22 protein-coding genes and 1 riboswitch are annotated in these 24,599 nt (G+C 58.9%); of the genes, 11 read left to right on the top strand and 11 right to left on the bottom strand.

The features are described 5' to 3' along the window. Window positions 1-163: 163 nt before the first annotated feature. Window positions 164-370: a DUF1737 domain-containing protein gene (locus tag ASE36_RS15870; protein WP_062281817.1), complete on the bottom strand. Its 207-nt coding sequence runs from the start codon at window positions 368-370 to the stop codon at window positions 164-166. Continuing rightward, window positions 367-1,290 carry an HpcH/HpaI aldolase/citrate lyase family protein gene (locus ASE36_RS15865; RefSeq protein ID WP_062281813.1) on the bottom strand — a complete coding sequence of 308 codons (924 nt, stop codon included), beginning with the start codon at window positions 1,288-1,290 and terminating at the stop codon, window positions 367-369. The genes ASE36_RS15870 and ASE36_RS15865 overlap by 4 nt, the downstream gene beginning before the upstream one ends. A 111-nt stretch (window positions 1,291-1,401) precedes the next feature. On the opposite strand from ASE36_RS15865, the gene ASE36_RS15860 reads away from it, so the two are divergent. Both ASE36_RS15860 and leuD read left to right on the top strand, forming a co-directional pair. Next, window positions 1,402-1,632 carry a hypothetical protein gene (locus tag ASE36_RS15860; protein ID WP_062281809.1) on the top strand — a complete coding sequence of 77 codons (231 nt, stop codon included), beginning with the start codon at window positions 1,402-1,404 and terminating at the stop codon, window positions 1,630-1,632. A 179-nt stretch (window positions 1,633-1,811) separates the two neighbouring features. Further along, window positions 1,812-2,417, top strand: coding sequence for a 3-isopropylmalate dehydratase small subunit (gene leuD, locus ASE36_RS15855; RefSeq protein WP_062281805.1), 606 nt, complete (start codon window positions 1,812-1,814; stop codon window positions 2,415-2,417). Window positions 2,418-2,471: 54 nt separating this feature from the next. Here leuD and ASE36_RS15850 read toward each other — a convergent pair whose 3' ends face one another. Next, a complete protein-coding gene (locus tag ASE36_RS15850) occupies window positions 2,472-3,404 on the bottom strand; it encodes a pyridoxal-phosphate dependent enzyme (RefSeq protein WP_062281800.1) in 933 nt (310 codons plus the stop codon). A gap of 174 nt (window positions 3,405-3,578) precedes the next feature. Here ASE36_RS15850 and leuB point away from each other — a divergent pair, with 174 nt between their 5' ends. Both leuB and ASE36_RS15840 read left to right on the top strand, forming a co-directional pair. Next, on the top strand, window positions 3,579-4,691 hold the full coding sequence (gene leuB, locus ASE36_RS15845) for a 3-isopropylmalate dehydrogenase (RefSeq protein WP_062281797.1): 1,113 nt from the start codon (window positions 3,579-3,581) through the stop codon (window positions 4,689-4,691). A 306-nt stretch (window positions 4,692-4,997) separates the two neighbouring features. After that, entirely contained in the window at window positions 4,998-5,870 is an 873-nt protein-coding gene (locus tag ASE36_RS15840; protein WP_062281792.1) for an RNA polymerase factor sigma-32, read from the top strand. Between the two features lie 67 nt (window positions 5,871-5,937). On the opposite strand, the gene ASE36_RS15835 is transcribed toward ASE36_RS15840, so the two are convergent. The 4 genes from ASE36_RS15835 to thiB form a co-directional block, all read right to left on the bottom strand. Next, entirely contained in the window at window positions 5,938-7,437 is a 1,500-nt protein-coding gene (locus tag ASE36_RS15835; RefSeq protein ID WP_244474774.1) for a M48 family metalloprotease, read from the bottom strand. Window positions 7,438-7,686: 249 nt separating this feature from the next. Next, window positions 7,687-8,424 carry a thiamine ABC transporter ATP-binding protein gene (gene thiQ / locus ASE36_RS15830; protein ID WP_244474773.1) on the bottom strand — a complete coding sequence of 246 codons (738 nt, stop codon included), beginning with the start codon at window positions 8,422-8,424 and terminating at the stop codon, window positions 7,687-7,689. Further along, entirely contained in the window at window positions 8,414-10,066 is a 1,653-nt protein-coding gene (locus ASE36_RS15825) for a thiamine/thiamine pyrophosphate ABC transporter permease ThiP (RefSeq protein ID WP_062281782.1), read from the bottom strand. The genes thiQ and ASE36_RS15825 overlap by 11 nt, the downstream gene beginning before the upstream one ends. 7 nt (window positions 10,067-10,073) lie before the next feature. Next, window positions 10,074-11,099: a thiamine ABC transporter substrate binding subunit gene (gene thiB, locus ASE36_RS15820; RefSeq protein WP_062282728.1), complete on the bottom strand. Its 1,026-nt coding sequence runs from the start codon at window positions 11,097-11,099 to the stop codon at window positions 10,074-10,076. Window positions 11,100-11,143: 44 nt separating this feature from the next. Continuing rightward, window positions 11,144-11,258: riboswitch (TPP riboswitch) on the bottom strand. Between the two features lie 143 nt (window positions 11,259-11,401). On the opposite strand from thiB, the gene ASE36_RS15815 reads away from it, so the two are divergent. Next, window positions 11,402-13,168, top strand: a complete 1,767-nt coding sequence (locus ASE36_RS15815; RefSeq protein WP_062282725.1) for an ABC transporter ATP-binding protein/permease — start codon at window positions 11,402-11,404, stop codon at window positions 13,166-13,168. A gap of 9 nt (window positions 13,169-13,177) precedes the next feature. Here ASE36_RS15815 and ASE36_RS15810 read toward each other — a convergent pair whose 3' ends face one another. From ASE36_RS15810 to ASE36_RS22875, 3 genes are all read right to left on the bottom strand, one after another. Next, window positions 13,178-15,010, bottom strand: coding sequence for an ABC-F family ATP-binding cassette domain-containing protein (locus ASE36_RS15810; protein WP_062282723.1), 1,833 nt, complete (start codon window positions 15,008-15,010; stop codon window positions 13,178-13,180). A 4-nt stretch (window positions 15,011-15,014) separates the two neighbouring features. Then, window positions 15,015-15,668, bottom strand: coding sequence for a thiamine diphosphokinase (locus ASE36_RS15805; RefSeq protein WP_062282720.1), 654 nt, complete (start codon window positions 15,666-15,668; stop codon window positions 15,015-15,017). A gap of 221 nt (window positions 15,669-15,889) precedes the next feature. Beyond that, window positions 15,890-16,027, bottom strand: coding sequence for a hypothetical protein (locus ASE36_RS22875; protein ID WP_200945183.1), 138 nt, complete (start codon window positions 16,025-16,027; stop codon window positions 15,890-15,892). Between the two features lie 828 nt (window positions 16,028-16,855). On the opposite strand from ASE36_RS22875, the gene ASE36_RS15795 reads away from it, so the two are divergent. From ASE36_RS15795 to ASE36_RS15770, 6 genes are all read left to right on the top strand, one after another. Next, window positions 16,856-17,992 carry a DUF262 domain-containing protein gene (locus ASE36_RS15795; protein WP_062281777.1) on the top strand — a complete coding sequence of 379 codons (1,137 nt, stop codon included), beginning with the start codon at window positions 16,856-16,858 and terminating at the stop codon, window positions 17,990-17,992. 1 nt (window position 17,993) lies between these two features. After that, entirely contained in the window at window positions 17,994-18,494 is a 501-nt protein-coding gene (locus ASE36_RS15790; protein WP_062281774.1) for a HEPN domain-containing protein, read from the top strand. Window positions 18,495-18,925: 431 nt separating this feature from the next. Continuing rightward, window positions 18,926-20,074: a hypothetical protein gene (locus tag ASE36_RS15785; protein WP_062281771.1), complete on the top strand. Its 1,149-nt coding sequence runs from the start codon at window positions 18,926-18,928 to the stop codon at window positions 20,072-20,074. Further along, window positions 20,071-20,742, top strand: a complete 672-nt coding sequence (locus ASE36_RS15780) for a hypothetical protein (protein ID WP_062281768.1) — start codon at window positions 20,071-20,073, stop codon at window positions 20,740-20,742. The genes ASE36_RS15785 and ASE36_RS15780 overlap by 4 nt, the downstream gene beginning before the upstream one ends. Then, complete coding sequence (locus ASE36_RS15775; RefSeq protein WP_062281765.1) at window positions 20,739-22,676, top strand: DotA/TraY family protein; 1,938 nt, start codon at window positions 20,739-20,741, stop codon at window positions 22,674-22,676. The genes ASE36_RS15780 and ASE36_RS15775 overlap by 4 nt, the downstream gene beginning before the upstream one ends. A gap of 181 nt (window positions 22,677-22,857) precedes the next feature. Continuing rightward, the gene (locus ASE36_RS15770; RefSeq protein WP_156378691.1) at window positions 22,858-23,250 is read left to right on the top strand and encodes a hypothetical protein; all 393 of its coding nucleotides are present in this window, start codon (window positions 22,858-22,860) and stop codon (window positions 23,248-23,250) included. Window positions 23,251-23,349: 99 nt separating this feature from the next. On the opposite strand, the gene ASE36_RS15765 is transcribed toward ASE36_RS15770, so the two are convergent. Beyond that, window positions 23,350-24,561, bottom strand: coding sequence for a DNA cytosine methyltransferase (locus tag ASE36_RS15765; RefSeq protein ID WP_082511143.1), 1,212 nt, complete (start codon window positions 24,559-24,561; stop codon window positions 23,350-23,352). Window positions 24,562-24,599 lie beyond the last annotated feature (38 nt).

Raw genomic sequence — 24,599 nt, 5'->3', positions numbered from 1 at the left:
ATAGATCAGGCCTGCACGGGTGCCTATAAGCGAAGGGATGCATTATGTCGCACCGGAGCACCGGCTTTGCGAACCAGCTAAGAACACTCGGGATACAAGCGCAGGAAACCTGCGGCCATCAGGCCACGGGCAGGAGCATGCGGCTCCTTCTATGAAGCATGCCTTATTGTTCGCCGAGCTTCATGTCCGGATGGTAGTCCTTGCCGTGAACGGTTTTGACCACGGCCTGGCCGCAAAACATCTTGTTCTCGGCGACATTGAAGGACAGGCTCGGAGAGCCGTGCAGTTCCCAGCCCTTGTTCAGAGCGTCGGTTACCCGATGGCAGAACGAGGAATCGTCCGGGCCGGTGAGGAAACGGTAGACTTTCATTTTTGACTTTCCTTTCGCGCCTCTATCAATGCCACCATACTTAAGAGCCGTTCGGCCTCCTCGGCATGCAGCCGCTCGATCATCCGGCCGTTGACATTGATAACATTCAATCCCGCATGTAGAGGATCGGCGAACTGCTCCACCACCTGCCGCGCCTCTGCGACTGCGTCTGATAGCGGTCCAAATTGATCATTTGCGGGTCCGATCTGCGAGGGGTGGATCAGCATCTTGCCATCGAAGCCCATCGATCGGCCTTGAGCACATTCTGCAGCGAACGCGTCCATGTCACGAAAGTCGTTCGACACGCTGTCGATCACGTCTAACCCATAAGCCCGGGCTGCAAGAACCACCTGCATCAGATAGGGCACGAGATAGTTGCGGCCCGGTTCGGCCGGAATGCCCGTCGCCTTGCGCAGATCATTCAACCCCACCACGAAGGCATCGAGCCGACCGTCCGCCGTTCGTCCTGACGACGCAATCGTCGCGGCATTCAGCACGCCGCGCGGGGTCTCGATCATCGCCCATATTCTGAGACTTTCCGTCGCATCTGCTTCCGCCAGCCAATCCGCCACGCTTTGAACCGAGGCCGGCTCCTCCACCTTGGGAAGAAGGACAGCATCTGGCACCAGCACACGGATCAACTGCAGGTCATCGGCCAGATTGGTACTATCAATGGCATTGATCCGAATGATCCGCTCGCGCCAGCCCAGATCAGCTTGCTCCATGAAATTCTTGAGGTTTTCCCGCGCCTCGGACTTCTTCTCCGGCGCAACCGAGTCCTCGAGATCAAAGATCACCGCATCGCAATCCAGGTCGGAAATCTTCGCCAGAGCCCGCTCATTGACAGCCGGCACCGTCAGAACCGAACGGCGCAGACGAAGGGGGTGACGATCTCGGAACTCTGTTTGGGCAAGATGCATGCATCGGTTTTGGCAATCTTTCCCGATCCGCGCAAGATGACAATTCGGTGAAAGGCCCTTGCATTGCAGTGGAATAAGGACCACCTTGGCGTCTGAGAAAGGACACAGATCATGCAGAATTTCCGTTCCGCCGTCATCGCCCTCGCCGGTCTCGCTTTCGTTGGCCTCGCGGCCGCCTTCGCTGTGTCGCTCACCATCGTTATCGGCGCGCTCCTGACCGTGTCCCTCGGTGCCCGAATGTTGATGGGGCGCACCAAGCGGGCTCCTGTGTACGCCAAGGCAAAACGACGCGAAGACTTGCGCGTCTGGAATGACGGCAAGGGTACGATCATCGATCTGTAATGTCCTCACTGGTTCGCCGCCGATCCTCCTGATTGGCGGCCCCACTTGGCGGTCGAACCCGAATCCATTCCACCGGCCGTCCTACGTCAGCAAACGCCCAAGATTCTCCTTCAATTCTTCGATGTTTTGCTCTATGGGCGAGACATCGAAAGCATTCCAGCCAGATCGAAGGCAGATTGATGGACAAGTTCGTAAAGCTCACCGGTGTCGCTGCACCGCTTCCCGTCGTCAACATCGACACGGACATGATCATCCCGAAGGATTACCTGAAGACGATCAAGCGCACCGGTCTCGGTACCGGACTCTTCGCCGAAGCGCGCTATAAGGAAGATGGCTCGGAAAACCCCGATTTCGTGCTGAACAAGCCGGCTTACCGCAACGCCCAGATCCTGGTTGCCGGCGACAACTTCGGTTGTGGCTCCTCGCGCGAACATGCGCCTTGGGCGCTGCTGGATTTCGGCATCCGCTGCGTGATTTCCACGTCTTTCGCCGACATCTTCTATAACAACTGCTTCAAGAACGGCATTCTGCCGATCGTCGTCAGCCCGGAAAACCTGGAGAAACTTATGGACGATGCGAGCCGCGGCTCGAATGCAGTCCTGACAGTCGACTTGGAAGCCCAGGAAATCACCGGTCCGGATGGTGGCAAGATTTCATTCGAACTCGATGCCTTCAAGCGCCATTGCATGCTGAACGGTCTCGATGACATTGGCCTGACGCTGGAAAAGGCGGGCAGCATCGCCAATTTCGAAAAGTCGAATGCCGCCCAGCGCCCTTGGGCCTAAGTCGACCAGATCCTCAATGAAAGAAAGCCGGGCCTGTCCCGGCTTTTTTCATGCTCAGAGGAAACGCGCGCGCCACGCTTCGAGCATCGCGAGCGAAACACCGATACCACCGCAGACCTCAACCAACGGCGCCTTGAAGTGCGACAACAAGCCCGCATGCACATCGGCAACGGCAAGCGCTGCGCCACAGGCCGGCTCCACCAGGATCCGGTGGGCATCGGCAAACTTCAGGCAAGCCGCGACGGCATCGGCATCCGAGACAGTCACGCTTTCGATCGGATATTGGCTGACGAGGTCGAAGATATGTTGCGCGACCTGCCGCGCGCCAAGTGAGGTGGCAATCGAGGTGATTGCCGGGAGCATGATGCGCTCCTGCGCCACGATGGACGAGTGCAGGGAGGCCGCGCCCTCGGTCTCCACTGCAATGACCGGAATGTCCGACAGGCCATTGCGGCGCAATCCTTCCACGATGCCGGCCAGCAGCCCGCCGCCACCGACGCTGGTCACGACGCAATCGAATTCCGCGCCGGCCTTCACGACTTCGTCGATCAGCGTTGCATGGCCTTCCCACAGAACCGGATGGTCGAAGGGATGCACATAAGCCGCTTTGCGCTCGGCAGCGAGTGAAACGGCGTGCGCATTGGCCTCATCAAACACAGAGCCGTGAACCAAAACATGGGCGCCCATCGCCAGAATTCGCTCCCTCACCTCAAGCGAGGTGGTCTCTGGTACGACAATGGTCACCGGCACCCCGAGTGAACGGCCGGCAACAGCAGCTGCGATACCCGCATTGCCGCCGGACGCACAAAAGATTTCTCGGGCACCCTTCGCAACCTCTTGTTGGCAGAGCAGACCGATGCCCCTGAGCTTGAAACTGCCGGAGGGTTGCAGCGCATCGAGTTTCAGCCACAGAGGAACGCCGCTTTCACTGTAGTCGGCAGCGGTCCGCAAAAGCGGGGTCTCGATATGCAGGGGGCGTGAGGACATGACGCATGGATCCGATTCTGTTTGGGCTTCTCTTGAACCGCCTCTCCAGCACGGTCAACTGCTTCAACTGGCCGCCAGGGAACCGCAAACCGTACCGTTTCCGGCCTATCTCGCTTGAAAAGCATGGGACCCGCGCGTAAGAAGCCGCGACTTCTTTTTCGAGTGGAGGTATCCATGACGGCTCGTAATCTTCTTCTCCTGCCCGGCGACGGCATCGGCCCCGAGGCGATGGCGGAGGTCCGCAAGATCATCGCCTACATGAATGATGAACAGGGCGCGGGATTCGTTACCGACGAAGGCCTGGTTGGCGGCTCGGCTTATGATGCCCACGGCGTGGCGATCTCGGAAGAGGATATGGCCAAGGCGCTTGCCGCAGATGCCGTTCTGTTCGGCGCCGTTGGCGGCCCGAAATGGGACGACGTGCCCTATGACGTGCGCCCGGAGGCCGGCCTCTTGCGTCTGCGTAAGGACCTCGAACTCTTTGCAAATCTGCGCCCTGCTATCTGCTATCCGGCGCTTGCCAATGCGTCCTCGCTGAAGCCCGAACTCGTAGAAGGTCTCGACATCCTGATCGTGCGCGAACTGACCGGCGGCGTGTATTTCGGCGAACCGAAGACCATCACCGATCTCGGCAATGGCCAGAAGCGTGCGATCGATACGCAGGTTTACGACACCTATGAGATCGAGCGCATCTCAGCCGTTGCTTTTGAGCTCGCACGCACCCGCAACAACCGCGTCTGCTCGATGGAAAAGCGCAATGTCATGAAGTCGGGCGTCCTGTGGAACCAGGTCGTCACCGCGACCCACAAGGACAAATACGCCGACGTCCAGCTGGAGCATATGCTGGCCGATGCGGGCGGCATGCAGCTGGTTCGTGCACCGAAACAGTTCGACGTCATTGTAACAGACAATCTGTTCGGCGACATGCTGTCGGACGTTGCTGCCATGTTGACGGGCTCTCTCGGCATGTTGCCGTCTGCCTCGCTCGGCGCCCCTGACGGAAAGACCGGCAAGCGCAAGGCGCTTTACGAGCCCGTCCATGGCTCGGCTCCGGACATTGCGGGCAAGGGCATCGCCAATCCGATCGCCATGATCGCTTCCTTCGCCATGTGCCTGCGCTATTCTTTCAACATGGTCACTGAGGCCGATCGTCTGGAAAAGGCGATTGCCAACGTTCTGGATAAGGGCATTCGCACCGGCGACATCATGGCCGAAGGCGCCCGTCAGGTCGGAACTGTCGAGATGGGAGATGCCATCCTCGCAGAATTCAAGGCGCTGTCTGCCTGATCTGACCTCACATTCCGATTGAGCAAACGGCGTGGGGCAACCCGCGCCGTTTTGCGTTGACCGCAGATCCGAACGACCGCACGCGCTCACTTCTCCGTGATGGAGCCTCTCCCGACACGAAGCGAAGATGCGGCACCAATCCGCCACCCCCATCGCTGCGTAATCTTCACCAGAATACAAAGCAACGAATTGCTGCACACACTTGGCAGCATCGGTTGGAACATGAACGGCCTTGGGCCGTTCAACAGAAAATGCCGGAAAACGGGCTGCCGGCGTGCGGTCCCCCAGACCCAGGGAGATGTTTCGATGAAGGCCATATCAGCTGACAGACACATCATCAGATACGCGATGTCCCAGCCCTATCTGGAACGCGAAGAAGAGCTGGATCTCGCCATTCGCTGGAAAGAGCAGGACGATCAGGGTGCGCGCAATCGCATTGCCCAAGCCCACATGCGTCTCGTCATTGCGATGGCATCGAAGTTCCGCGGCTTCGGCCTGCCGCTGAACGACCTCATCCAGGAAGGTTATATCGGCCTCCTGGAAGCAGCCGCCCGATTTGACCCAGGTCGCGAGGTTCGTTTCTCAACATATGCCGGCTGGTGGATCCGGGCCTCGATGCAAGATTATATCTTGCGCAACTGGTCGATTGTCCGCGGTGGCACAAGTTCCAGCCAGAAGGCACTGTTCTTCAACCTGCGCCGCCTCCGCGCCAAGCTGGCACAGGGCGACAACCGTCTCTCGGATCAGGCCATTCATCAGGAAATCGCCTCGGCTCTTGGCGTCAGCCTTGCGGATGTTCAGTCTATGGACGCGCGGCTTTCCGGCAACGACGCCTCGCTCCAGACACCTGTTGCGGGCCGAAACGGCGAAGGCACGGAGCAACTGGAGATGTTGGAGAGCAATGAATTGCTGCCCGACGAGCAGGTGACCTCGATCATTGATGGGGAGCGCTGGAACGGCTGGCTTAAGGACGCAATGAACAGGCTCAACGAGCGGGAAAGCCGGATCATCAAGGCAAGACGTCTGACGGAAGACGGTGCGACGCTGGAAGAACTCGGCATGGAGCTCGGCATTTCAAAAGAGCGCGTCCGCCAGATCGAGACCCGGGCTCTTGAAAAACTAAAGCTGGCCTTGACCGACAAGGCTCCGACGGCCGCTCGTTACGAGATGGCCTACTGAACAGCATCGATACCTGAGACGAGCAAGCCGGCGGGAACGCCGGCTTTTTTTGTGGCTGAGAGAGGCTTTACTCGGAGATGATTTTCACCCGCATGCCGGGAGAAATGGTTGAGGTTGGGCTGAGTGCATTGATCAACCGGAACAGTTCCAGCTTGCGTTCGGTGCCCATCATGCGCGCTGACAAAGTCCCGATGGTGTCGCCAGAGCCGACGGTGACGACCCGCACCCGTAGTGGCTTCAATGAGGCAGCCTCCTCCGGCGTGATGCGGCGGAAGGATGAGCGCAATTGTGCTGCAGTGGTCTCAAGCGCTGCACTGCCCTTGGGTACCGCCGTCAAAAACCGGAAGATTTGCGGACCGATCCGAATGACCGTGATATCGAAGTCCCAGCGATCTGCGGAGGCTTTCGCGCTCGCAGCTTCAAGACCGTTTACCGAAATCGTCTGGATCGTATCCGGCAAAAGGCCGGTCACCCAGCCGCTGGAAATATAGTTCGGAAGGCTGATCTTCTGATTGTCGGCCACACCATCGAAACGGATGGCAACATCGCCCGGGCCGGTGGCAAGCACCGCCTCGACCTTGTTGTCGATCTGGAAGCCGACCGGCACATCGAAGCGGATGCCGAGTTGACCATGCAGGAAGGTCTGCCCACGAACGAAACCTTCCTGCGGGCTGTCACCGTAGAGAAGGCCGTCGATACCGTTCAGATAATAGTCACGACCAGTCTCGCCATGCGTGCCTTCCGGGCCGAAGGCACGTGCATGCCGCTTCGCAAGCTCGACGCGCTGCGGCGCGTTCGGATGGCTCGACAAGAAGTCCAGGCTCTGGTCTGCGTCGGGATCCACCGAGGTGAACTGGCTGTAGCGCGCCATGGAATCGAGGAAGCGGGCGGCGGCATAAGGATCATAACCCGCTTCGCCGAGGGTTCTAACGCCGATCACGTCGGCCTGCAGTTCCTGCTGACGGGAAAAGGCGGCAAGCCTCAGCTTGCCACGCGCGAGCGCCTGCTTGCCGGCGAGATCGCTGGAAAGCACTTCTGCCACCACCCGGCTTGCAATCACTTCGGCCTCTTCGCGGCGCTGACGCTCGATACCGTGGTTGGCGGTCACATGCGCCATTTCATGACTGAGTACGGCGGCGACCTCGGACGCATCATTGGCAAGCGCCAGCAGCCCGCGCGTCACGTAGAGGTAACCGCCGGGCAGCGCGAAAGCATTGATCGCGGGCGAATTGAGAATGGTGATGCGGTAGGACTGGTTGGGGTTTTCTGACACAGCCGTCAGCGCACCGGCAATGCGCGCGACAAGCCGTTCGGTCTTGGCGTCGGAATACTCCCCGCCGTAGGAGGCGACAATGCGGGGATGCTCCCGCGCACCCATCTGGGCACGCGGATCGCCCTTCTGGACTTCTTCCACGATCTGCGGATTGCTGGACGGCGAGACAGAAGGCTCATAGGCTTGCTCGAACAGCGACTGACAGGACGACAGAACCAGTCCGCTCGCAACGAACGCAGCCGTCGTCGACGCAAGCCTTGCAGGCCGGCGCCGCCGATGACCATCGGCAGCCATTGCGCTGTTCCGGCTGAAAAACTGCATCCTGCCCCTTAACCCTGTGCCCGAGGCTCCGCCTTTGAGGTCGGTCCCGGGTGCAGCATCCACTTGCCTGGCACCAGAATCGCGTGAACACGGTCCCTGGGCTCATTCCATAATGCGAAACTGTCGCATGCTCTAGACCATAGTGCCCGCAACCGCATTGACCAAGCCCCTGCTGCGCTGGGCAACCATTCACTGGCCGCATGACAGGAGCGAACGACCAAATTAAGGCGAAGGTTCCACGGAAGGGGCGATGCCGAGGAAGTCACGGACGGCCGGGAGATCTTGTCGGGCAAGGAACTGGCCGGTCGCAGCCGCGACAAGCACGCTCCCCTCATCGATGAAGATGACATCCTGGGCAAGCCGTTCCAAGTCTCGTGGGTCATGTGTGACGAGAAGCACGGTTGCGCCAGTCTCCCGATGCAGGTCCGACAGTAGAGCAACCATTGATGACCGGAGTGCCGGATCAAGCGCTGCAAATGGCTCGTCAAGTAGCAAGACCGGACGGCGGCGCACCAGCGCTCGGGCGAAAGCTACCCGTTGGCGCTCCCCGCCGGACAGAGATCCAGGCAACCGTCGTTCGTAACCCGCGAGACCAACGCGTCCGAGGGCTTGTGAAATCGCTACGCGATCGGTTGGTTGCAACCTGAGGCCAGGATGGATGCCGAGACCGATATTGGTGAAGAGATCTAGATGGGAAAACAGGTTGTTGTCTTGAAAGACCAGAGAGACAGGGCGCTCGGCCGGCGGGAGCCGAGTGACGTCCGATCCATCGATCCAGACGGTGCCGCTATCCGGGCGCTCGAAGCCGGAAACCAGATTGAGCAGCGTCGACTTCCCGGCGCCAGACGGGCCGACAATCGCAGTGATCGCGCCAGCTTGAAACGCGCAGTCGAAATGGAAGCGATTCTGGCCGAGCGTCAAACGGGTATGGTCGAGATGGACGGAGGCGTTAGCCGGCATGGACTCGCTCCTTTGCATGGGCGCCTGGCGAGGTGCCGGGTGCACCAATCAGCGCCAGCACCAGGCAGATGAGACCCAGAATGAGCGCTAGACCGTCGGCGTCGTTGCTGCGATAGCTGCCCATATGCGCATAAATGAGGGTCGGCAGCGTGGTGATATTCTCGGAGCCGAACAAGGCTACCGCACCCAAATCGCCGAGCGAAAGAGCCATGGCGAAGGCGAGTGCCGTGAGGAACGGACGTCGAAGGGCCGGCCAATCGACGAAACGCAGTCTCTGACAAACGGAAAGGCCAAGACTTTCCGACAACCGGCCAGTGCGATCCCGGTGTTCGGAAAAGGCGGGCCCGAGAACTCGCACAGCGAACGGAAGAGCCATGAGGGCATTAATACCGACCACCAAGAGGGGCGTAAAACCCGCGATGTCGCCATGGGGTCTGAGCGCCAGGAACCAGCCGGTGGCAAGGATGCTCGTCGGGATGAGGAGCACCAGCGATGAGGCGCCCGCAAGACTGATTGAAAAAAGACGTGCCGTCCAGGTGAGCGACGTGTGTCCCGAAAGCTGGCTTCGTGCGGCGATCACCAGATAGGCTCCAAGCGTGGCAGCAAGGCCTGCTCCCAGCGAGACCATGAGGCTGGTCAGCGCCGCCTGCTGGAAGGCCTCTTGCTTGAGAAGCCGGACGAGATCGGCCCGGAGGCCCGAAACGACGACCTGTCCGAGCGGCAGCACGAGGAAGAGGCCGCCCGACACCAACATCAGCCCATCCACCAACCGAATAATCGGGCGACGCCCATCGAAGCGGACAATGCCACGCCCGCTGGTGGCGCCGGTATCGGAGGCTGCGGGCAATAGGCTGAAGACCGCGAGGACGCAGCCGGTGACGGTGATCTGGACGCATGCGAGTGAGACCGCCCGCGCGGGATCGAAATCGAAGCGCAGCGCCTGATAGATCGCCACCTCGATCGTGGTCGCAGCTGGCCCGCCCCCAAAGACAAGAACAAGCGTAAAGCTGGTAACACACAGCATGAAGATCAGCCCCGCCGCGCCTGGGATCACCCGCGCAAGCACCGGCCATTCGATGAACCGGAACGTGGAGAACGGCGAAAAGCCGAGGCTGGCAGCAGAACGCCAATATTCTGCCGGTACCCGTTCCAGCGCAGAGAGCATCAGGCGCGCCGCAAGTGGCAGGTTGAAGAAGACATGCGCGATGAGAATGCCGGACAGGCCATAGATCGACACGGGCTGCGAGACCCCGAACGACGAGAGAAGCTGATTGATCAGGCCGTTGCGGCCAAACACCCCGATAAGGCCGAGCGCGCCGATGAGGACCGGCAGGCCCATCGGCAACGCCATCAGCCGGATCAGCCACGGCCGGCCCGGAAAGCTTGACTGCCGCGCCAGAGCACTGGCGAACGGCAGGGCGAGACCGACGGAAAGCAAAGTGGAAAGCAGAGCCTGCCACAGGGTAAAGCCGAGTACGGAGCGCACCACGGGATCAGCAAAAAGCTCCAAGCCCGCGACAGGCCCGGAAAGGAGCATCACGAGCGCCACCCCGACGAAGCCCGAGATCACCATCAAGACGAAAAGACCGCCCGCGAGAGCAGGCAGTCTTACACGCCATGACTGGTGCAGTGGACGCAGCATCAGACAATCAGTTGAGCGTCATCGCCTTCAGCCATTCGTCGATCCAGCCCTGACGATTGGCCGCCACTTCGGCCGGGCTCATCAGGAACGTCGTCTTCGGCTGAACGAGCTTGCCGAAGGCATCCGGCAGCGGCTCGGACGTCGCGGCAACCGGCATCATCCAGTTGTTCGTCGGGATCGTATCCTGGAAACCGGGCTCAAGCATGAAGGCGAGGAACTGCCGCGCAAGATCCTTGTCCGGCGCGTTCTTCAAGATGCCGGCAACTTCGATCTGGATGTAATGGCCTTCGGAAAAGTCCGCTGCCTGATAGCGATCGGTGTTTTCTGCGACCATGTGGTAGGCCGGCGATGTCGTGTAGGACAACACCATCGGCGCCTCCCCCTTGGTAAACAGACCATAAGCTTCCGACCAACCTGGGGTCACCGTCAGAACACGGCCTTTCAGCTTGGCCCAAGCCTCGGGCGCCTTGTCGCCATAAACGGACTTGACCCAGAGCAAGAGGCCGAGACCTGGTGTCGACGTGCGGGGATCCTGAATGACGATCTTCTGGTTCGGGTCACCCTCAACCAGTTCCTTGAGGCTCTTCGGCGGAGTCTTGATCGCCTGGGTGTCGTAGATCACGGCGAAATGACCATAGTCGTAAGGCACGAAGACATCATCGCTGAAGCCGCCAGGAACCTTCACTTTCGAGGTGTCGATCGCAGCCGTATCGAACATTCCTGTCTGCTTGGCCTCCTCAACCAGATTGGTATCAAGCCCCAGCACGACATCGGCCTTGGAGCTTTGACCTTCAAGCTTGAGGCGGGTCAGAAGGGCTACTCCATCGGCAACACCGACAAAATTAACGCTGCAATCGCAGGTTTTTTCAAAGGCTTCCTTCACCTTGGGTCCCGGTCCCCATTCGGAAATGAAGCTTTCATAGGTATAGACGGTCAGAACCTTGTCGGCTGCCTGCGCCGACGCGGATAGACCGGCGGACAACAAGGCTGCGGCAAGGCCGGCGCGAACAAATGCAGCAAGATATGACGGCATGACGCCCTCCTCCAAAAGATCAATGATATCGGGATAGGGCGTTTGCGATCGACGCGTCTAATCCCTCCGCCGGTGTTAACCGGATCAGGTTCCGCGGGTTGGCTGACGCCTCTCAGCATTCCGATCACGGCGGATCAGAAGGCACCCCGTTAGAGCAGTCATGGAAATAGCGCGGCAGGTTTCCGAGCGCAAGATGCACAGACCTCTTCTGTGCCACGGTAAGCCAAACGCAATCTCGCCATGCTATGCAGTCAACAGACTGTAGTTGAAAGTTTTCGAGGCTTGATGGCATGACGAGTGAAATGAACGGAGGACCGATTTCAGTCGATCAGATTGTTGCATCCGTCGAAGGGAATTTTCGCCGCCAGATCGCCATCGCTTTGGATAGCTTCTGGCACTCTGCCATTCGCAATCGCATCCTCGTCTTCGCCTTCGCACTGGTCGCTGTCATCCTGGCCACCGCCTATGGCACCGTCATGCTGAACCACTGGAACGCGCCGTTCTACAATTCGCTGGAGCAGCGCAACCTGCCGGCCTTTCTGCAGGAACTTCGCAACTTCGCTGTCATCGCCGGCGTGCTTCTGGTGCTAAACGTCATTCAGGCCTGGTTGAACCAGATGACGGCTTTGCACATGCGGGAGGGTCTGACGCGCGATGTCATCGACCAGTGGCTGGCAGGACGCCGCGCCTTTCGCCTCTCGATGACGAGCCCCCTCGGCGTCAACCCGGACCAGCGACTGCACGAAGATGCCCGCAAGCTCGCCGAGATGACGACGTCCCTGTCGATTGGTCTTTTCAATGCGACCATTCTTCTGGTGAGCTTCATCGGGGTCCTCTGGGGCCTGTCCAGCGAACTCGTCTTCAAGCTGGGAGACTGGAGTTTTCGCATTCCCGGTTACATGGTTTGGGGCGCCATTCTCTATGCCCTTGCCGCCTCGCTTTTGAGCCGCCTCGTCGGACACCGGCTGTCGAACCTGAATGCCGAGCGTTATGCGCGCGAGGCCGACCTGCGTTTCTCCCTGATGCGCGCCAACGAGAACCTCGAGGCGATCGCCGTCGCCCGCGGTGAAGAGACCGAGAAACGGCATATTCATCAAGCGCTCGACAGCGTCCTAGGCTCAATAAGTCACCTGGCACTTGCGCTCACCAATCTGACATGGGTGACGGCAGGCTTCGGATGGTTGGCGATCATCGTGCCCATCCTGATTGCCTCCCCGGCCTATTTCTCCGGGACCATAACCTTCGGCGGCCTGATGATGGCGGCAGCGGCCTTTACCCAGGTCTATTCTGCCCTGCGCTGGTATGTCGACAACTTCGGTCAGATCGCCGACTGGCGGGCAGCACTCCTCCGCGTCACGGTCTTCCGCGCCGCCCTGGGCGCCATGGACAATGCGGATGGGATGGCAGGAAACATACAGATCTCGGCGTCCGAGGATGGCGCCCTTCATCTGAGGGGCCTCGAGATTGGTTCACGGGTCCCAGGCGAGAACAACGGCGGCGCTTTCCGTCTCGTCGAAAGGGATGTCGACATCGCGCCCGGCGAACATGTCATGGTCAATGGCGACCAGGGCGTCAATCGCAAGCTATTCTTCAATGCACTTGCCGGCCTGTGGCCGTTCGGCACGGGTCAGATCCTTCTCCCAGCAGCAACGGACATCCTCTTCGTGCCGCAGATCGGCTACCTGCCGGAAGGCCGGCTGCGCAGTCTGCTCGCTTACCCGGCGGCGTCCGTGGGCTTCACAGATGCCAGCATGAGAGCTGCCCTGGAGCGGGTGGGGCTAGAGCATCTCGGTAATCGTCTCGACGAGCGTGCCCGATGGGAAAGACTGCTCGACAAGGATGAGCAGATGGCGCTGGCCTTTGCCAACGTCCTGCTGCGCAAACCACGCTGGGTAGTATTCTTTGATGTCCTTGAGGGCCTGGAACCGGAAACCGAAAACCGTTTGGCAATGCTGCTCGGAGAATTGACCGACACGACCCTGCTCTACATCGGTCGCTCGGCGACATTCGCCAAGGCGACCGGTGCGAGGCTGGTGCATCTCGAGCGGGTGATGGATACCCTGCGGTGAAGCGACCCTCTACCCTTCCAGTTCCTCACGCAGCATCTCGAGCTCCAGCCATTCCTCTTCCCAGCGGGTAATGTCGGCGCGAAGCTTCTCCATTTCGGCGGCGAGCCGGTTGAAGGTCGTCGGATCCTTCGTGAAGAGATTGGGATCCGCCATCTTGGCTTCGCGCGCGGCAATCTCCTTTTCCGCCTTTTCCATTTCCTTCGGCAGATTTTCGAGAGCAAATTTCTGCTTGAACGACAGTTTTCCCTTGCTCTTGGAGCCAGCCTCGCCGGCCTTTGCGCCAGACATGTCCTGCGCTTTTGCCTTCTCGGCTTTCTCGGCCCGCTTGCGTTCGTCCTCGACGCCCTTGCGCTGAGCCAGCATATCGGAATAGCCCCCGGCATACTCGATCCAGCGGCCATCGGGCGCATCCGGATTGGCGGGCGCAATGGTCGAGGTCACGGTGCGGTCGAGGAAATCGCGGTCATGGCTGACGAGGATGACCGTACCGGCATAGCCCGCGACAATTTCCTGCAGAAGATCCAGCGTCTCGATGTCGAGATCGTTGGTCGGCTCGTCGAGGATCAGCAGGTTGGAAGGCTTTGCCATGATCCGCGCCAGCATCAACCGGGCCCGCTCGCCGCCGGATAGATTGCGGATCGGCGTGCGAGCCTGTTCCGGCTGGAAAAGGAAATCCTTCATGTAGCCGGTAACATGTTTCTGCTCGCCGTTGACCAGCAGGTTCTCACCACGACCGTCGGTCAGGTAATGAGCAAGCGTATCGTCCGGATTGAGGTCTTCACGCTTCTGGTCGAGAACCGCGATTTCCAGGTTCGTCCCGAGCCTGATCACCCCCCCGTCCGGCTGCAACTGGCCGGTCAGCATCTTCAGAAGCGTCGTCTTGCCGGCACCGTTCGGGCCGATCAGACCAATACAGTCGCCGCGATGCACGCGGATCGAGAAGGGCGCGACGATGGTCCTATCGCCATAGGATTTCGTGATCTTGTCTGCCTCGACGACCAGTTTTCCGCTTTCGCGACCTTCGCTAACAGCAGCCTGGATTGTGCCCTGCGGCCCCTTGTGGCCCCGATAGTCCGCACGCAAAGCCTGGAGATTACCCAGTCGCCGCATATTGCGCTTGCGCCGGGCAGTGACCCCATAGCGTAACCAGTGCTCCTCACGCTCAATCTGGCGGCCGAGCTTGTGCTGCTCGATTTCTTCCTCTTCCAGCACCCTGTCGCGCCATTCCTCGAAATGGGCAAAACCACGGGCAAGCCTTCGCGATAGCCCGCGATCCAGCCAGACGGTGGCGGTCGAGATCCTCTCAAGAAAGCGCCTGTCGTGGGAAATGAGGACGAGTGCGCTACGCGTCTTTTGCAACTCTCCTTCGAGCCACTCGATGGTCGGCAGATCGAGATGGTTCGTCGGCTCATCAAGCATCAGAATGTCAGGCTCGGGCGCCAGCACCCGGGCAAGCGCTGCGCGCCGCGCTTCACCACCCGAAAGCCGCGTCGGATCTTCCTGACCGGTCAGACCCAGATGCTCCAGCAGATAGGTCACCCGATACGGATCATCACCCGGCCCGAGCCCTGCCTCGGCATAGGCTTGTACGGTGCTGTAGCCGGCGAAATCAGGTGCCTGCTCCAGATAGCGGATGGTGGAGGCCGGGTGACGGAAGACCTCTCCCGACTGCGCCTCGACCAGTCCCGCCGCAATCTTCATCAGAGTCGACTTGCCCGAACCGTTGCGCCCGACCAGGCAAATCCGGTCGCCTGGTTCCACCTGCAGCCCGGCACCGTTAAGGAGCGGGGTGCCGCCGAAGGATAGGTAGATATCGTCGAGTTTCAGAATGGGAGGCGCCAAGGCTTCAGGCTCCGGAAAAATCGTAAGGGCGAGCCAGAAGGACGGCGCGGCCACGGGTGAGCGAGACCGAAATCGGACCTTCGGCGACATTGGAAATGGTGCGGGACGATCCGAAGGCCAGCGAAAAATCGGTGAGCGGATAGCGCGCATTGCGGATCGTCAGACCTTCAAGCGCGGTGAAACCTAGAACCGAGAAGAGTGCCCCCTTCGGCAATTCCAGCTCGAGCTGGCTCTCGTCGGCAAAGGGATAGGCCTCTTCGTCGCCGGAAGTCAGCACCACCTCAAACCCGTCTTCGACAAGGCCCAGCGCGTTCAGGTAGTGCTGCAAGGCATGGTCCGATCGCTCACCACCGAGCGCACCGGCAAAGATCAACCGCGTGGCACCCCGAGCAATCGCCTCGGCGACGGCAATCTCGCCGTCGGTCGCAGCCTTGGCGGCAGGATAGGTGCGACGCTCGACTTGCGGCCACTCGGCAACAAGGCTTGCATCGCTGCTGTCGAAGTCGCCTGCCCAGAGTTCGGGAACAATCCCGAGCGCTAAGGCATGGCGCATGCCACTATCGGCGGCAATCGCACGGCTGCCTTCGGTCAGAGCCTTGAGGCGATCCGTCACGGTCAGATGACCGCCCAGAAGAATGGTGAAGGACGAAGAAGTCATGCGCCTGCCCATAGCGCATGTCGGGGGGAAAGGGAAAGCGGATTGAAAGAACAGTGCTGTGAGCAGAACTGTTCTTCCGGAGCGGCCAGTTGTCAGCCTCCACCTTGCGACTACCCAGATGTATTCGAGCGGTTTAGTGCGCGGTGCGGTGGGGATGGGAGACCGAGTGCCCTTGCGGAATACCAATCCCATCGGAAGCAAGAGTCTCCTGACTTTCGGTGTCAGCGCTTCTTGGGTGCCGAGGACTCGGCGTTTTTCATCTGCGTGTTGAAGCTCGACACAGGGGTCGCAGAGGGCTTCTCCTTATCCTTCTTCGGCTTTCTCACTTCGCGGTTCGAACGCTGCTGGCCTTTGGCCATGATGGCTTTCCTTGTTCTGGAGTTCGCAGCCACCAGAGGGCTGACTGCGGCTGGGTTCGGTATCATTTTGCCGACGCAGCAGTCGAAATGTTCTACTTCGATCGGGACACGCTACGCCTCTCTCCTGCGATAAAGCAAGAACCATATGGATGTCCCTGATGCCAAGAATGGAACGGCTGTTCCCTCGATCCGATGATCGAGCTTCATCGGAAATCTTTTGCTCAATCGCGGGACCTGACAGATGCCGCTCGCGACGGGCACGGCACCTGAAGCCACCGTCGCAGTTTGATTGTGCTTCCACGACAGGGATGTCACGGTCACCTCCTGCGGCCGCATCCCAATGCATCGCAAGAAGATCCTCAGTCGGTATGGCACGGAATCAAGGAAGTCGATGACGGCATTTGGCTCGTCAGTTTCATACGCCATGATCTGAAATATATCGACCTGAAGCCGAGAACTTTGCAAACCATCGACAACCCGCTCAGCACAAGGTTGTCACCCACGTCTTAGGTACACGATGTTACCTATGTCTTCGGTATGGACAGTATGGAATGGCGGAGAGGGTGGGACTCTCGCCCTTGATCTCAAAAAGCCCAGAAAACAAGGAGTTTCGATCCGACGGTGAGGTGTCGTGTGTACCAGTGTTGTGTGACATAGCCTTAGGTCACCACCAGACCACCTGTCAACCAATTCGCGATCGACTTGAACCGCCCAACGTAACGGCTCACGAGGGCCAGATTCGTCGTTGAAAGAGACGAACCCTTGTTTTCACCGACGTGACAGCCCTCCCCTTTCCGGGTACAACCAGCCTTTCAGATGGGGAACGTTATGGTTGATCAGCAGGCCGAAAACACTGAGGCGCAGGAACTCGATCCAGCCACGAAGATTGAACAGCAGGAAACGCAAGAGCGGGAAGATGACGATTCCAACGAGTCGCCGCCAAGCGACATCGTTGCCTACAATGAATTGCGCTCGGGAGCAGACATTCTCAGAATGTACCAGGAGGGCGACCTGATCATTCAGCCCGATTTCCAAAGAGATGTCGTCTGGAACTCCACAGACCAGACGCGGTTTATCGACTCGCTAATCAAACAGCTGCCGATTCCGAGCATGTGTTTCGCTTACGATGCAAAGAAGAACGAATGGTTGGTGATCGACGGTCTACAACGGATTTCGACAATCATACGCTTCCTGAATGGTGAGGACTGGAGGCTGTCAAACCTGACGGATATCGATGCAGTTCTTCGAAACAAGTCGGCGGCCGGCTTCAAAACGGCTAAGCCCGGGACCGATCTACGGAAAATCTTCTCGAAAGTGCAGAATCAAACAATACCGATCAACGTTTTGCGCTGTGATTTCTCTAAAAAGAATCACAACGAGTATTTGTTTACTATTTTCCACCGCTTGAATTCAGGCGGCTTAAAGCTAAACAACCAAGAGATAAGGAACTGCATTTATTCCGGGGCCTTCAACAAGGCATTGAAGGTCTGGGATAATAACGAAAACTGGCGGTCTGTTAACAATATGCAGCCCGGGGAGAATTATCGCTTTGCCAAGCAAGAGGCAATTTTGCGATTCTTCGCCTTCTTGAAAAATCGAAAAAACTACAAAGGATCAGTTGCCAAGTTCCTTAATGACTACATGTCTGAGCATCGGCATGCAGATGCAGAAGTATTAAAAGAACACGGCGATACATTCGGGCGCGTTGCAAAGGTGCTGGCGGAAAAGTTTGTTACGCAGCGACCTGCGCCACGTATCCCCGGAACAGTCCTCGAAGCGATAATGGTCGGCATCGCCCAGAATCTCGATCATCTTGAGAATTCAACCGCGGCGCACTGCCAGCAATTGCTCACACAGTTTCGAGCACATAACAGTATCTCGGATACTGAACTAGCAGAGGGCCTTTCCAAAAAGGACAAGGTGGACGCGCGCCTCGATGCCGCCACGGAAATCTTTGCAGCGTGATATGGTCGTAAAGAAATACATCGAAGAAAATCTGAAGCATCTCGACCAGGCCTACCGTAAGGAGGCTGACGGTAAAAAGGCGACCTATTACTCCAAACTCGCCATACTGGAACTCTGCGGGTGGATTGAGCTCAGCATGGACAGTTTAGTCTTAGACCACTGCGCTAGAAAGGTTAAGCTTCCTAGCAACGTCAAGCTTGTCGAGACCAACGTCAATAAAACTTATGGCTTCGACTATGAGCAACATTTTAGGAAAATGTTGATCCACCTAATAGGGATTCCTGCGTGCGAGCAAATAGAGCGCACTATAGACGTTGCTGCGAAGACAAAACTTGAGGCGCAACTATCTTCGTTGAAAAAAGTACGAAATGGCTTGGCGCACACTTACATTAAGGGGACACCCAAAGCTAATTCGATCGACGCGCCTTCTGTAACAAGAGCTCGGCTGGTCGATATTTACGATGGGCTGAAGGCATTTCAGAAGGCGCTAAATTCCCTTTAGACAGACAATTGGAATGGTGGTCTTGGGTGGACATGTTCCACAATTTGGCCCTCGGAGAGCAGCAATCATGACCGCGGGGAATGATGATAGTCGGTCACTATCATGATACTTTTGTCTTCCCTTCCGTTCCGCCGACAGGCACGCTCAGGGTATCCCCTTGAGTGCCTCGCGTGCAGAACTACGAACTCCCGAGCTCAATCGTCCATCAGAAGCGGACTGAACAAAGCCGATCGATTGTTGTCCGTGGAAAAGACTTCTGGCGGGCAGAGATTTGGCAGGACCCGTGGCTTCTCACAAGATTTGATGACACGGCGACTCGTCGTAGTCGTCGTCTTGCCGCGTTGGGAAAGATTGCCCTTCTAGAGAGGCTAAGGACTATCGCTGAATGCGTCCATGGTGTCGATTTCGATTTCGAGGCCAGGAGGTGATCCATGGCCTTCCAGTTCGTCCACCTCGAACCATACAGCCGCCGGCCCGACCCCAAGGGGCGTGGCACCGCCTTCGTATTCGACGAGGCCGCTCGTAAACCTGTAGCGTCGGTTCACGTAGACGATCCCAAGCCGCCGACCACTATTTGGGGCGTCGGGATCGAAGAAGTGCGGGCGATGCATGATGCCGCTGCCGAACTCGCGATGACTCCCGGCCCACGGGGCAAACTTCGGAGAATTCAGTCCCGTCAGAAAACGCTCCATACCGTCGTCGCCAGCCATCCCTACACCGTCGACGAGGTCCGCGTCGACAGGGCAAAGCTGAGCGAGGTTCGGCAGTGGGAGAAGCTGACGATTGACTGGCTTCGACACCAGTATGGGCCCGCCCTCAAGTGCGTGCTTCGGCACACAGACGAGAAACAATGGCACATCCATGCCTATGTTTTGCCGACTGCCGACCCCGAACTGAAAGCTGCCGTCTATCATCCCGGAATTGTGGCGAAACGCGCGGTGATGGCGGAAGGACGGAGGCCAGGTGAGGACGGCAAGACCTTAAACAAGCGATCGAATGCCGCCTATAAGGCGGCAATGCGGGAATGGCAGGACTCATATCATGAGGCGGTCGCCGTCCCCTGTGGCCTGACACGTCTTGGTCCTGCCCGCCGCCGTCTTACGCGCGAGGAGTGGAAGGCTGAGCAGGCACAGGCGAAGGCGCTCAAAAACGCGGTGGAGCGAGCCGAGGTTATCAGGCGGCAAGGCCAAGACTACGTAGCCAAGACACGCGCTGAGGCTGCTGCGATTGAGGCGGAAGCGGCCAAGATAAAGCATTCCGCCGATCGTCTGACTGGCTTCGGCGGGGCGGTACGGGCGGTTGTTGACGGCATCCAGGAATCCCGCATCCGCTCCGAAATCCGTCGCGATTTTGCTCGCGATCTGAATGCCGCAAAGGCTGCCGCGGAAAAGGCTCGAACCGAGGCCGCGAAAGCCAAAGCCTCGCACAGAGAGCTCCAGAAGACCACGGCAGACCAGCGCCATGCCCTGCGCCAACAGGGTCAGCGGCTGGCAAGCGCACAAGCCGAGGTCCGACGCTTGTCTTCAGCGCTCGCCGCAGCGCTCCAAGAGCCCGAACCAAAACCGGGGATGACGCTATGACCACGGGACAATATATTTTTGCAGCGAATGCACGGCGGACGCTGCGCAACATTGGGATGGCTCACCTCGATCCTGCACACGGCGCGGCGGTTGATGCCGTGCGGTGGTGTATGGCCGTTCGTGGCCGTCCCACACATCACCGCCTCGCATTTCTCGAATCCGAGGCCCCCGCTCTTCTCGCCTACCTCGAACGAGTGGCAAATTCCGGGGATTCCGCGTCTTGGCGGACGATGGAAGAGCGGATCAGAGTCTACGCCGAAGTTCTCAGGGATAGCCAGGAGCACCCATGCGCCCGACCGTGGCTCGCCGCCATTTGGCACACCCTACCTGAGTTCGCCGCCATCGGACAAACCGTATTGGACCGAGCGGCGGAGCAACGCGGCGTTTCCCCGGAGGTCGCGTCGGCGTTGATGCCATCGGATGAAGGCAGCGGCGAAGGCGAGAAGGGCAGCGGTGGAAATTCGGGAGCGTCTGGCACCGCGGCAAAGCCTCGTCCTTCTTCGCGTCTTGCCCTGCCTATGATCACCGTGACGTTGACCGAACAGGAAAAGAAAGTCCTCGACCTCGCGGAAGATGAAACAGACGACGTCGCGCCGGCGGGGACACCTGACGCATCCAATGAAAACAACAACGGTGCGGGGCCGAAACCGCCAGGAGTAAAGCCATGATCGATATATTGGCGGAACCGTCTGCAACCAACATTGTTTGGAAATGGGTGTCCGCGGTTCTGCCTCCTGACGGTTCTTCGCCTTGGGGCAGTACGCTCCAGGTGTTCACAAGTGTGCTAGCCTTCATTGCCTCGCTGGGCCTCGCTTACAGCGTGATATCTGGGATCGTTCAGAGTGCGTACACAGGCAAAGTCCTCGGCGACAGATGGCATCAGATATGGTCGCCGCTGCGCATCATCGTGGGCATCGGTCTCCTGGTGCCGCTTCCGAGTACAGGTTTTTCCTCGGTCCATTACATCCTCCGCGACGTTGTAGCGCGAGGCGGTATCAATGTGGCCGACGCGACGTGGAATACGTTCGTCGGTGTGATCGCAGGAAAGGACGGGATGCCGATCATCCCGGTTTCGCAGACGGGATCAACCGTTGCTATGGCGATCCTACGGCATGAAGTTTGTGCTGCCGTTTATAATCAGGGCGGCTCCATTTGGGGTTGGGAGCAACGATTGCCCGACCCGGCGGGACTCAATGCAGCTGGGGTCACAGTCTGGAACTACGGCGCGACATGCGGCCGGCTGACGTACACGATTCCGGAAGGCCGGACGAACTTTTCAAATGCTCGTCGGGCTGCCGTGGCCGAGATGGTATCCGCGTTCCGCGTTGAGGCCGCACGGTATTCCAAGCTCGCCGCGAATACGTCGGGGATATCGTCAGCCGAGGGTGCGAAGAACGCGATCTCCACGAAAGTGCTTTCCCCGACCTTGATCCAGGACATTCGCGCCGTCGGCGCAAGGTTCGACGCTGCCATTGTCACTGCGGCAAAGGCAGAGGTCGCGGCGATGGATGCGACTTCCCGTTCCAAGCTGGTCGAGGCGGCGAAACAAGATGGATTTCTGACGGCTGGGATGTATTGGCGAGCGCTTGCACAGATTTCGGAATTGACGACCAGCCTCACGAACGAAAGGCCTGATGTCACGCTGCCACGTACTGATGGCGACTTTGGCCAAGCAATCGACAGGGCGTTCGCGGTGTTGGCGCTTCAGGTGTCCGGAGAAGCCGAGAGGGTCAACCTTACAGCTAACGATTTTGCGAGCGCGGGCGATGAAACTGCGGACTTCCTCACGAAACTCCTTGGCCCCGTTTCCAGGGATATGGCCGAATGGGCGGGGTCGTCTGGCTCTGAGGGCAACGCGATGCCGGGCTTGATATCTTCCGGGCATGCAATGATTGCTGGGGCCTGGGGGGTCATTGCCGCCGGCGCAGGTGCTGCCGCATTGGCAGGGAATGCGGTGACGCGGTTTTTTGGTGGCGCGGGTGTCGACTGGCTGTTGGACTGGTCAAAGTATGTAGTCGGAGCCTTGATGGTTATTGGAAGCCTTCGCGCGTACGTGATCCCGATGATGCCGTTCATCTTTATGTTCATGGCAGGAATGGCGACGCTCGCAGCGCTTATGGAGGCCATGTTAGCCTTGCCGCTATGGGCTACGAAGTGGCTCAAACTGGATAACAGCGGCGACTTCGCAGGTGAAAGTGTTCGTATGGGCCTGCTCCTCATAACCAACATCGCGCTTCGCCCGATCCTGGCGGTTCTTGCGCTCTGCGCCGCATACCCCGTCTTCGATGCCACACTGGGGACACTCGACAGGCTCTTCGCGACGGCATTCCTTGGCCAGACGGGAGGGCATGTCGTGGGCCTCGTCGGTATCCTCGTAATGACCGCGATGCACATGTATCTGACGTGGTACGCCTGCGTGAAGGGTTTTGGCCAGATTTGGAGCTTGCCCGACCGCGTCCTCGCTTGGACGGGCCAGCCTGGCGCAGGCGGTGAGGCGAACCTGACGTCGGGCGCGTTCGGCGAAATGTTGGCACTTGCCGGACGCGGTAATCTCCCCAAGACTGGTCTAACGGCAGCGCTGCAGAAAGGCGGGCGGAAATGAGGAAATGGGCGAGTTGGACAGTTGGAGGCTTCGGTGTGTCGACGGTATCTGGGCTCATGGGTTTGGCGCATCTATCGGCTACATTCGCTACCCTGACAGTGTTTTGCGCCACGTGGGCTCTGATCATGATTGGTCTCGATGCCTGAATGGCACCAAGGGAGCGGTCGAAATGAGGTCCATCGTGATCGCCACCGTTGTGCTGGTGGCATCGATCGCGGGGGCAGTGGAAGCGGCCTCAGTTGATCGCCGATACAAAGCCCCGGATATCCATTCTGAACTCGTTCGTCTGCCAGCGCGTACGATTGCAAAGCAGGATGGAAAACAATATCAATTTTTCGGTTGGGCGGATCGGACCACCTACACAAAAGGCCTACCCGCGAGAAAATCACACGGATTCTGGGGGTTCCGCGGGCTCGAGTTTCGCGGCCTACCGCCTTGGCTGCAAGGGGTGGAAACCGATGTTGGCAGAGACTCGATCGGATCGCCTCAACCCGGAACGTTCACGATTCAGATGTACCGGGACGGCAAGCACATCCCAAGTCCGGATATGCCGATGACGTTCATTCCAAGGTGAGGTCGATGGGGTCCGTCCACGTGATGCCCACGGCAACATCTGGTGAAAGACGCCGCCAATCTGCGTCATGTGCAAGTACCTGATGCGCCGTCAGTCTTTTCAGGCAGCCTTTTCCAGGTTCAAATCGACAGCAGGGACGTTGACAGATTCGCATTCTGCCTTGGTCCTCATCCTCTTGCGCGTCTTCGATGCCACAAACTCGTCGTGGAGGCGGAGCGCCTGTCGCAGATCGGACCGTGTCCCTTTTGAAAGGACCTGAAAATCTTCGAGGGCTTCAAGCGCCGTGATTTCAATGTTCACATCCGCGAACGTCCGTCCGCCAAGCAGTCGTCTTGCTCGATTGGCATTGGCCTTGATGTTGCGTGACGTCGCCCTGGTACGACCTCCCCGAGTGAGCCAGTCTAGGAACCGCCCTTCAATACCCGGGATGCTTTGCCCTGCCTGGCGTGCCAAGATAACCCCGCCAAGAGCCTTGGCTACGGGACCAGGTACCGCATTGGCGATCATCTGCATTCTGTCCTGCTTCACGGAAGCCACCCAACGCCAATTTTCTGGAAAACCCTGTAGCCGTGAAATCTGATCAACAGTGAGGATCGCCGCCGCCGACGCCGGCACTGGGTCTTTGGGGTGTGGGGCGCTCAGATAGCGCACCGTCGGTCTTTCCCATGATGTCCTGCTGATCGTATGGATAGGCTCGTCGATCGATCTTACGCCGCGTCCATCGCGTAGAGGCCGGCAATACACGAAACCGTTCTCAAGCAAAGCGGCATCGGCCGGATGCGGCTTAAAGAAGTCACGTAGTGTCACTGGTTTTGCGGATGCGGCAGCCGCGATAGCCGACTGGAGGAAACCATTCCGCTCACCTAGACGTCCGATCACGAAAAGTCGGCGTCTGTTCTGCGGTACGCCATATTGGGCGGCGTTAATCTTGGATTCAGACAGGCCATAGCCAGCACGTTCAAGCATCGCCTTGGCCTCCGCCCAAGCGCGTGAGCTACGCGCTTGGATTACATTTTCCATGACAAACCATTGCGGACGGACTGCAGTGACGGCTATCGCGAAGGCAATTGTCATGCTGGCATTTTCGCCTTCCTTGCGACCGCCGGCCAGACTGTAGTCCTGGCAAGGTGGGCCACCGCAGATCAGGTCTGGGGCAAGTCGACAAATCTCCGGAACGACAGACAAAAGGTTCTTGAGGTCGGCAACTTCGGCATGTGGACCGATGTTTTTCCTATACGTTTCGACCGCCACGGGCCAAGCGTCGTAAGCCCTGACCACGTCGATTCCCGCGTCAATCAGGCCGCGGGACATGCCTCCGGCACCGCAAAAGAGTTCTACTGCTCGCACTG

This window comes from Rhizobium sp. Root274 (genome assembly GCF_001429245.1).
GTDB lineage: Bacteria > Pseudomonadota > Alphaproteobacteria > Rhizobiales > Rhizobiaceae > Allorhizobium.
This window is presented reverse-complemented; position numbering and strand designations above follow the sequence as displayed.

Excerpts from the sequence above, each read along its gene's own strand:
- ASE36_RS15870 (WP_062281817.1), bottom strand. The coding sequence starts at position 370 with ATGAAAGTCTACCGTTTCCTCACCGGCCCGGACGATTCCTCGTTCTGC.
- ASE36_RS15865 (WP_062281813.1), bottom strand. The coding sequence starts at position 1,290 with ATGCATCTTGCCCAAACAGAGTTCCGAGATCGTCACCCCCTTCGTCTG.
- ASE36_RS15860 (WP_062281809.1), top strand. The coding sequence starts at position 1,402 with ATGCAGAATTTCCGTTCCGCCGTCATCGCCCTCGCCGGTCTCGCTTTC.
- leuD (WP_062281805.1), top strand. The coding sequence starts at position 1,812 with ATGGACAAGTTCGTAAAGCTCACCGGTGTCGCTGCACCGCTTCCCGTC.
- ASE36_RS15850 (WP_062281800.1), bottom strand. The coding sequence starts at position 3,404 with ATGTCCTCACGCCCCCTGCATATCGAGACCCCGCTTTTGCGGACCGCT.
- leuB (WP_062281797.1), top strand. The coding sequence starts at position 3,579 with ATGACGGCTCGTAATCTTCTTCTCCTGCCCGGCGACGGCATCGGCCCC.
- ASE36_RS15840 (WP_062281792.1), top strand. The coding sequence starts at position 4,998 with ATGAAGGCCATATCAGCTGACAGACACATCATCAGATACGCGATGTCC.
- ASE36_RS15835 (WP_244474774.1), bottom strand. The coding sequence starts at position 7,437 with ATGGCTGCCGATGGTCATCGGCGGCGCCGGCCTGCAAGGCTTGCGTCG.
- thiQ (WP_244474773.1), bottom strand. The coding sequence starts at position 8,424 with ATGCCGGCTAACGCCTCCGTCCATCTCGACCATACCCGTTTGACGCTC.
- ASE36_RS15825 (WP_062281782.1), bottom strand. The coding sequence starts at position 10,066 with ATGCTGCGTCCACTGCACCAGTCATGGCGTGTAAGACTGCCTGCTCTC.
- thiB (WP_062282728.1), bottom strand. The coding sequence starts at position 11,099 with ATGCCGTCATATCTTGCTGCATTTGTTCGCGCCGGCCTTGCCGCAGCC.
- ASE36_RS15815 (WP_062282725.1), top strand. The coding sequence starts at position 11,402 with ATGAACGGAGGACCGATTTCAGTCGATCAGATTGTTGCATCCGTCGAA.
- ASE36_RS15805 (WP_062282720.1), bottom strand. The coding sequence starts at position 15,668 with ATGACTTCTTCGTCCTTCACCATTCTTCTGGGCGGTCATCTGACCGTG.
- ASE36_RS22875 (WP_200945183.1), bottom strand. The coding sequence starts at position 16,027 with ATGGCCAAAGGCCAGCAGCGTTCGAACCGCGAAGTGAGAAAGCCGAAG.
- ASE36_RS15795 (WP_062281777.1), top strand. The coding sequence starts at position 16,856 with ATGGTTGATCAGCAGGCCGAAAACACTGAGGCGCAGGAACTCGATCCA.
- ASE36_RS15790 (WP_062281774.1), top strand. The coding sequence starts at position 17,994 with ATGGTCGTAAAGAAATACATCGAAGAAAATCTGAAGCATCTCGACCAG.
- ASE36_RS15785 (WP_062281771.1), top strand. The coding sequence starts at position 18,926 with ATGGCCTTCCAGTTCGTCCACCTCGAACCATACAGCCGCCGGCCCGAC.
- ASE36_RS15780 (WP_062281768.1), top strand. The coding sequence starts at position 20,071 with ATGACCACGGGACAATATATTTTTGCAGCGAATGCACGGCGGACGCTG.
- ASE36_RS15775 (WP_062281765.1), top strand. The coding sequence starts at position 20,739 with ATGATCGATATATTGGCGGAACCGTCTGCAACCAACATTGTTTGGAAA.
- ASE36_RS15765 (WP_082511143.1), bottom strand. The coding sequence starts at position 24,561 with ATGTCCCGCGGCCTGATTGACGCGGGAATCGACGTGGTCAGGGCTTAC.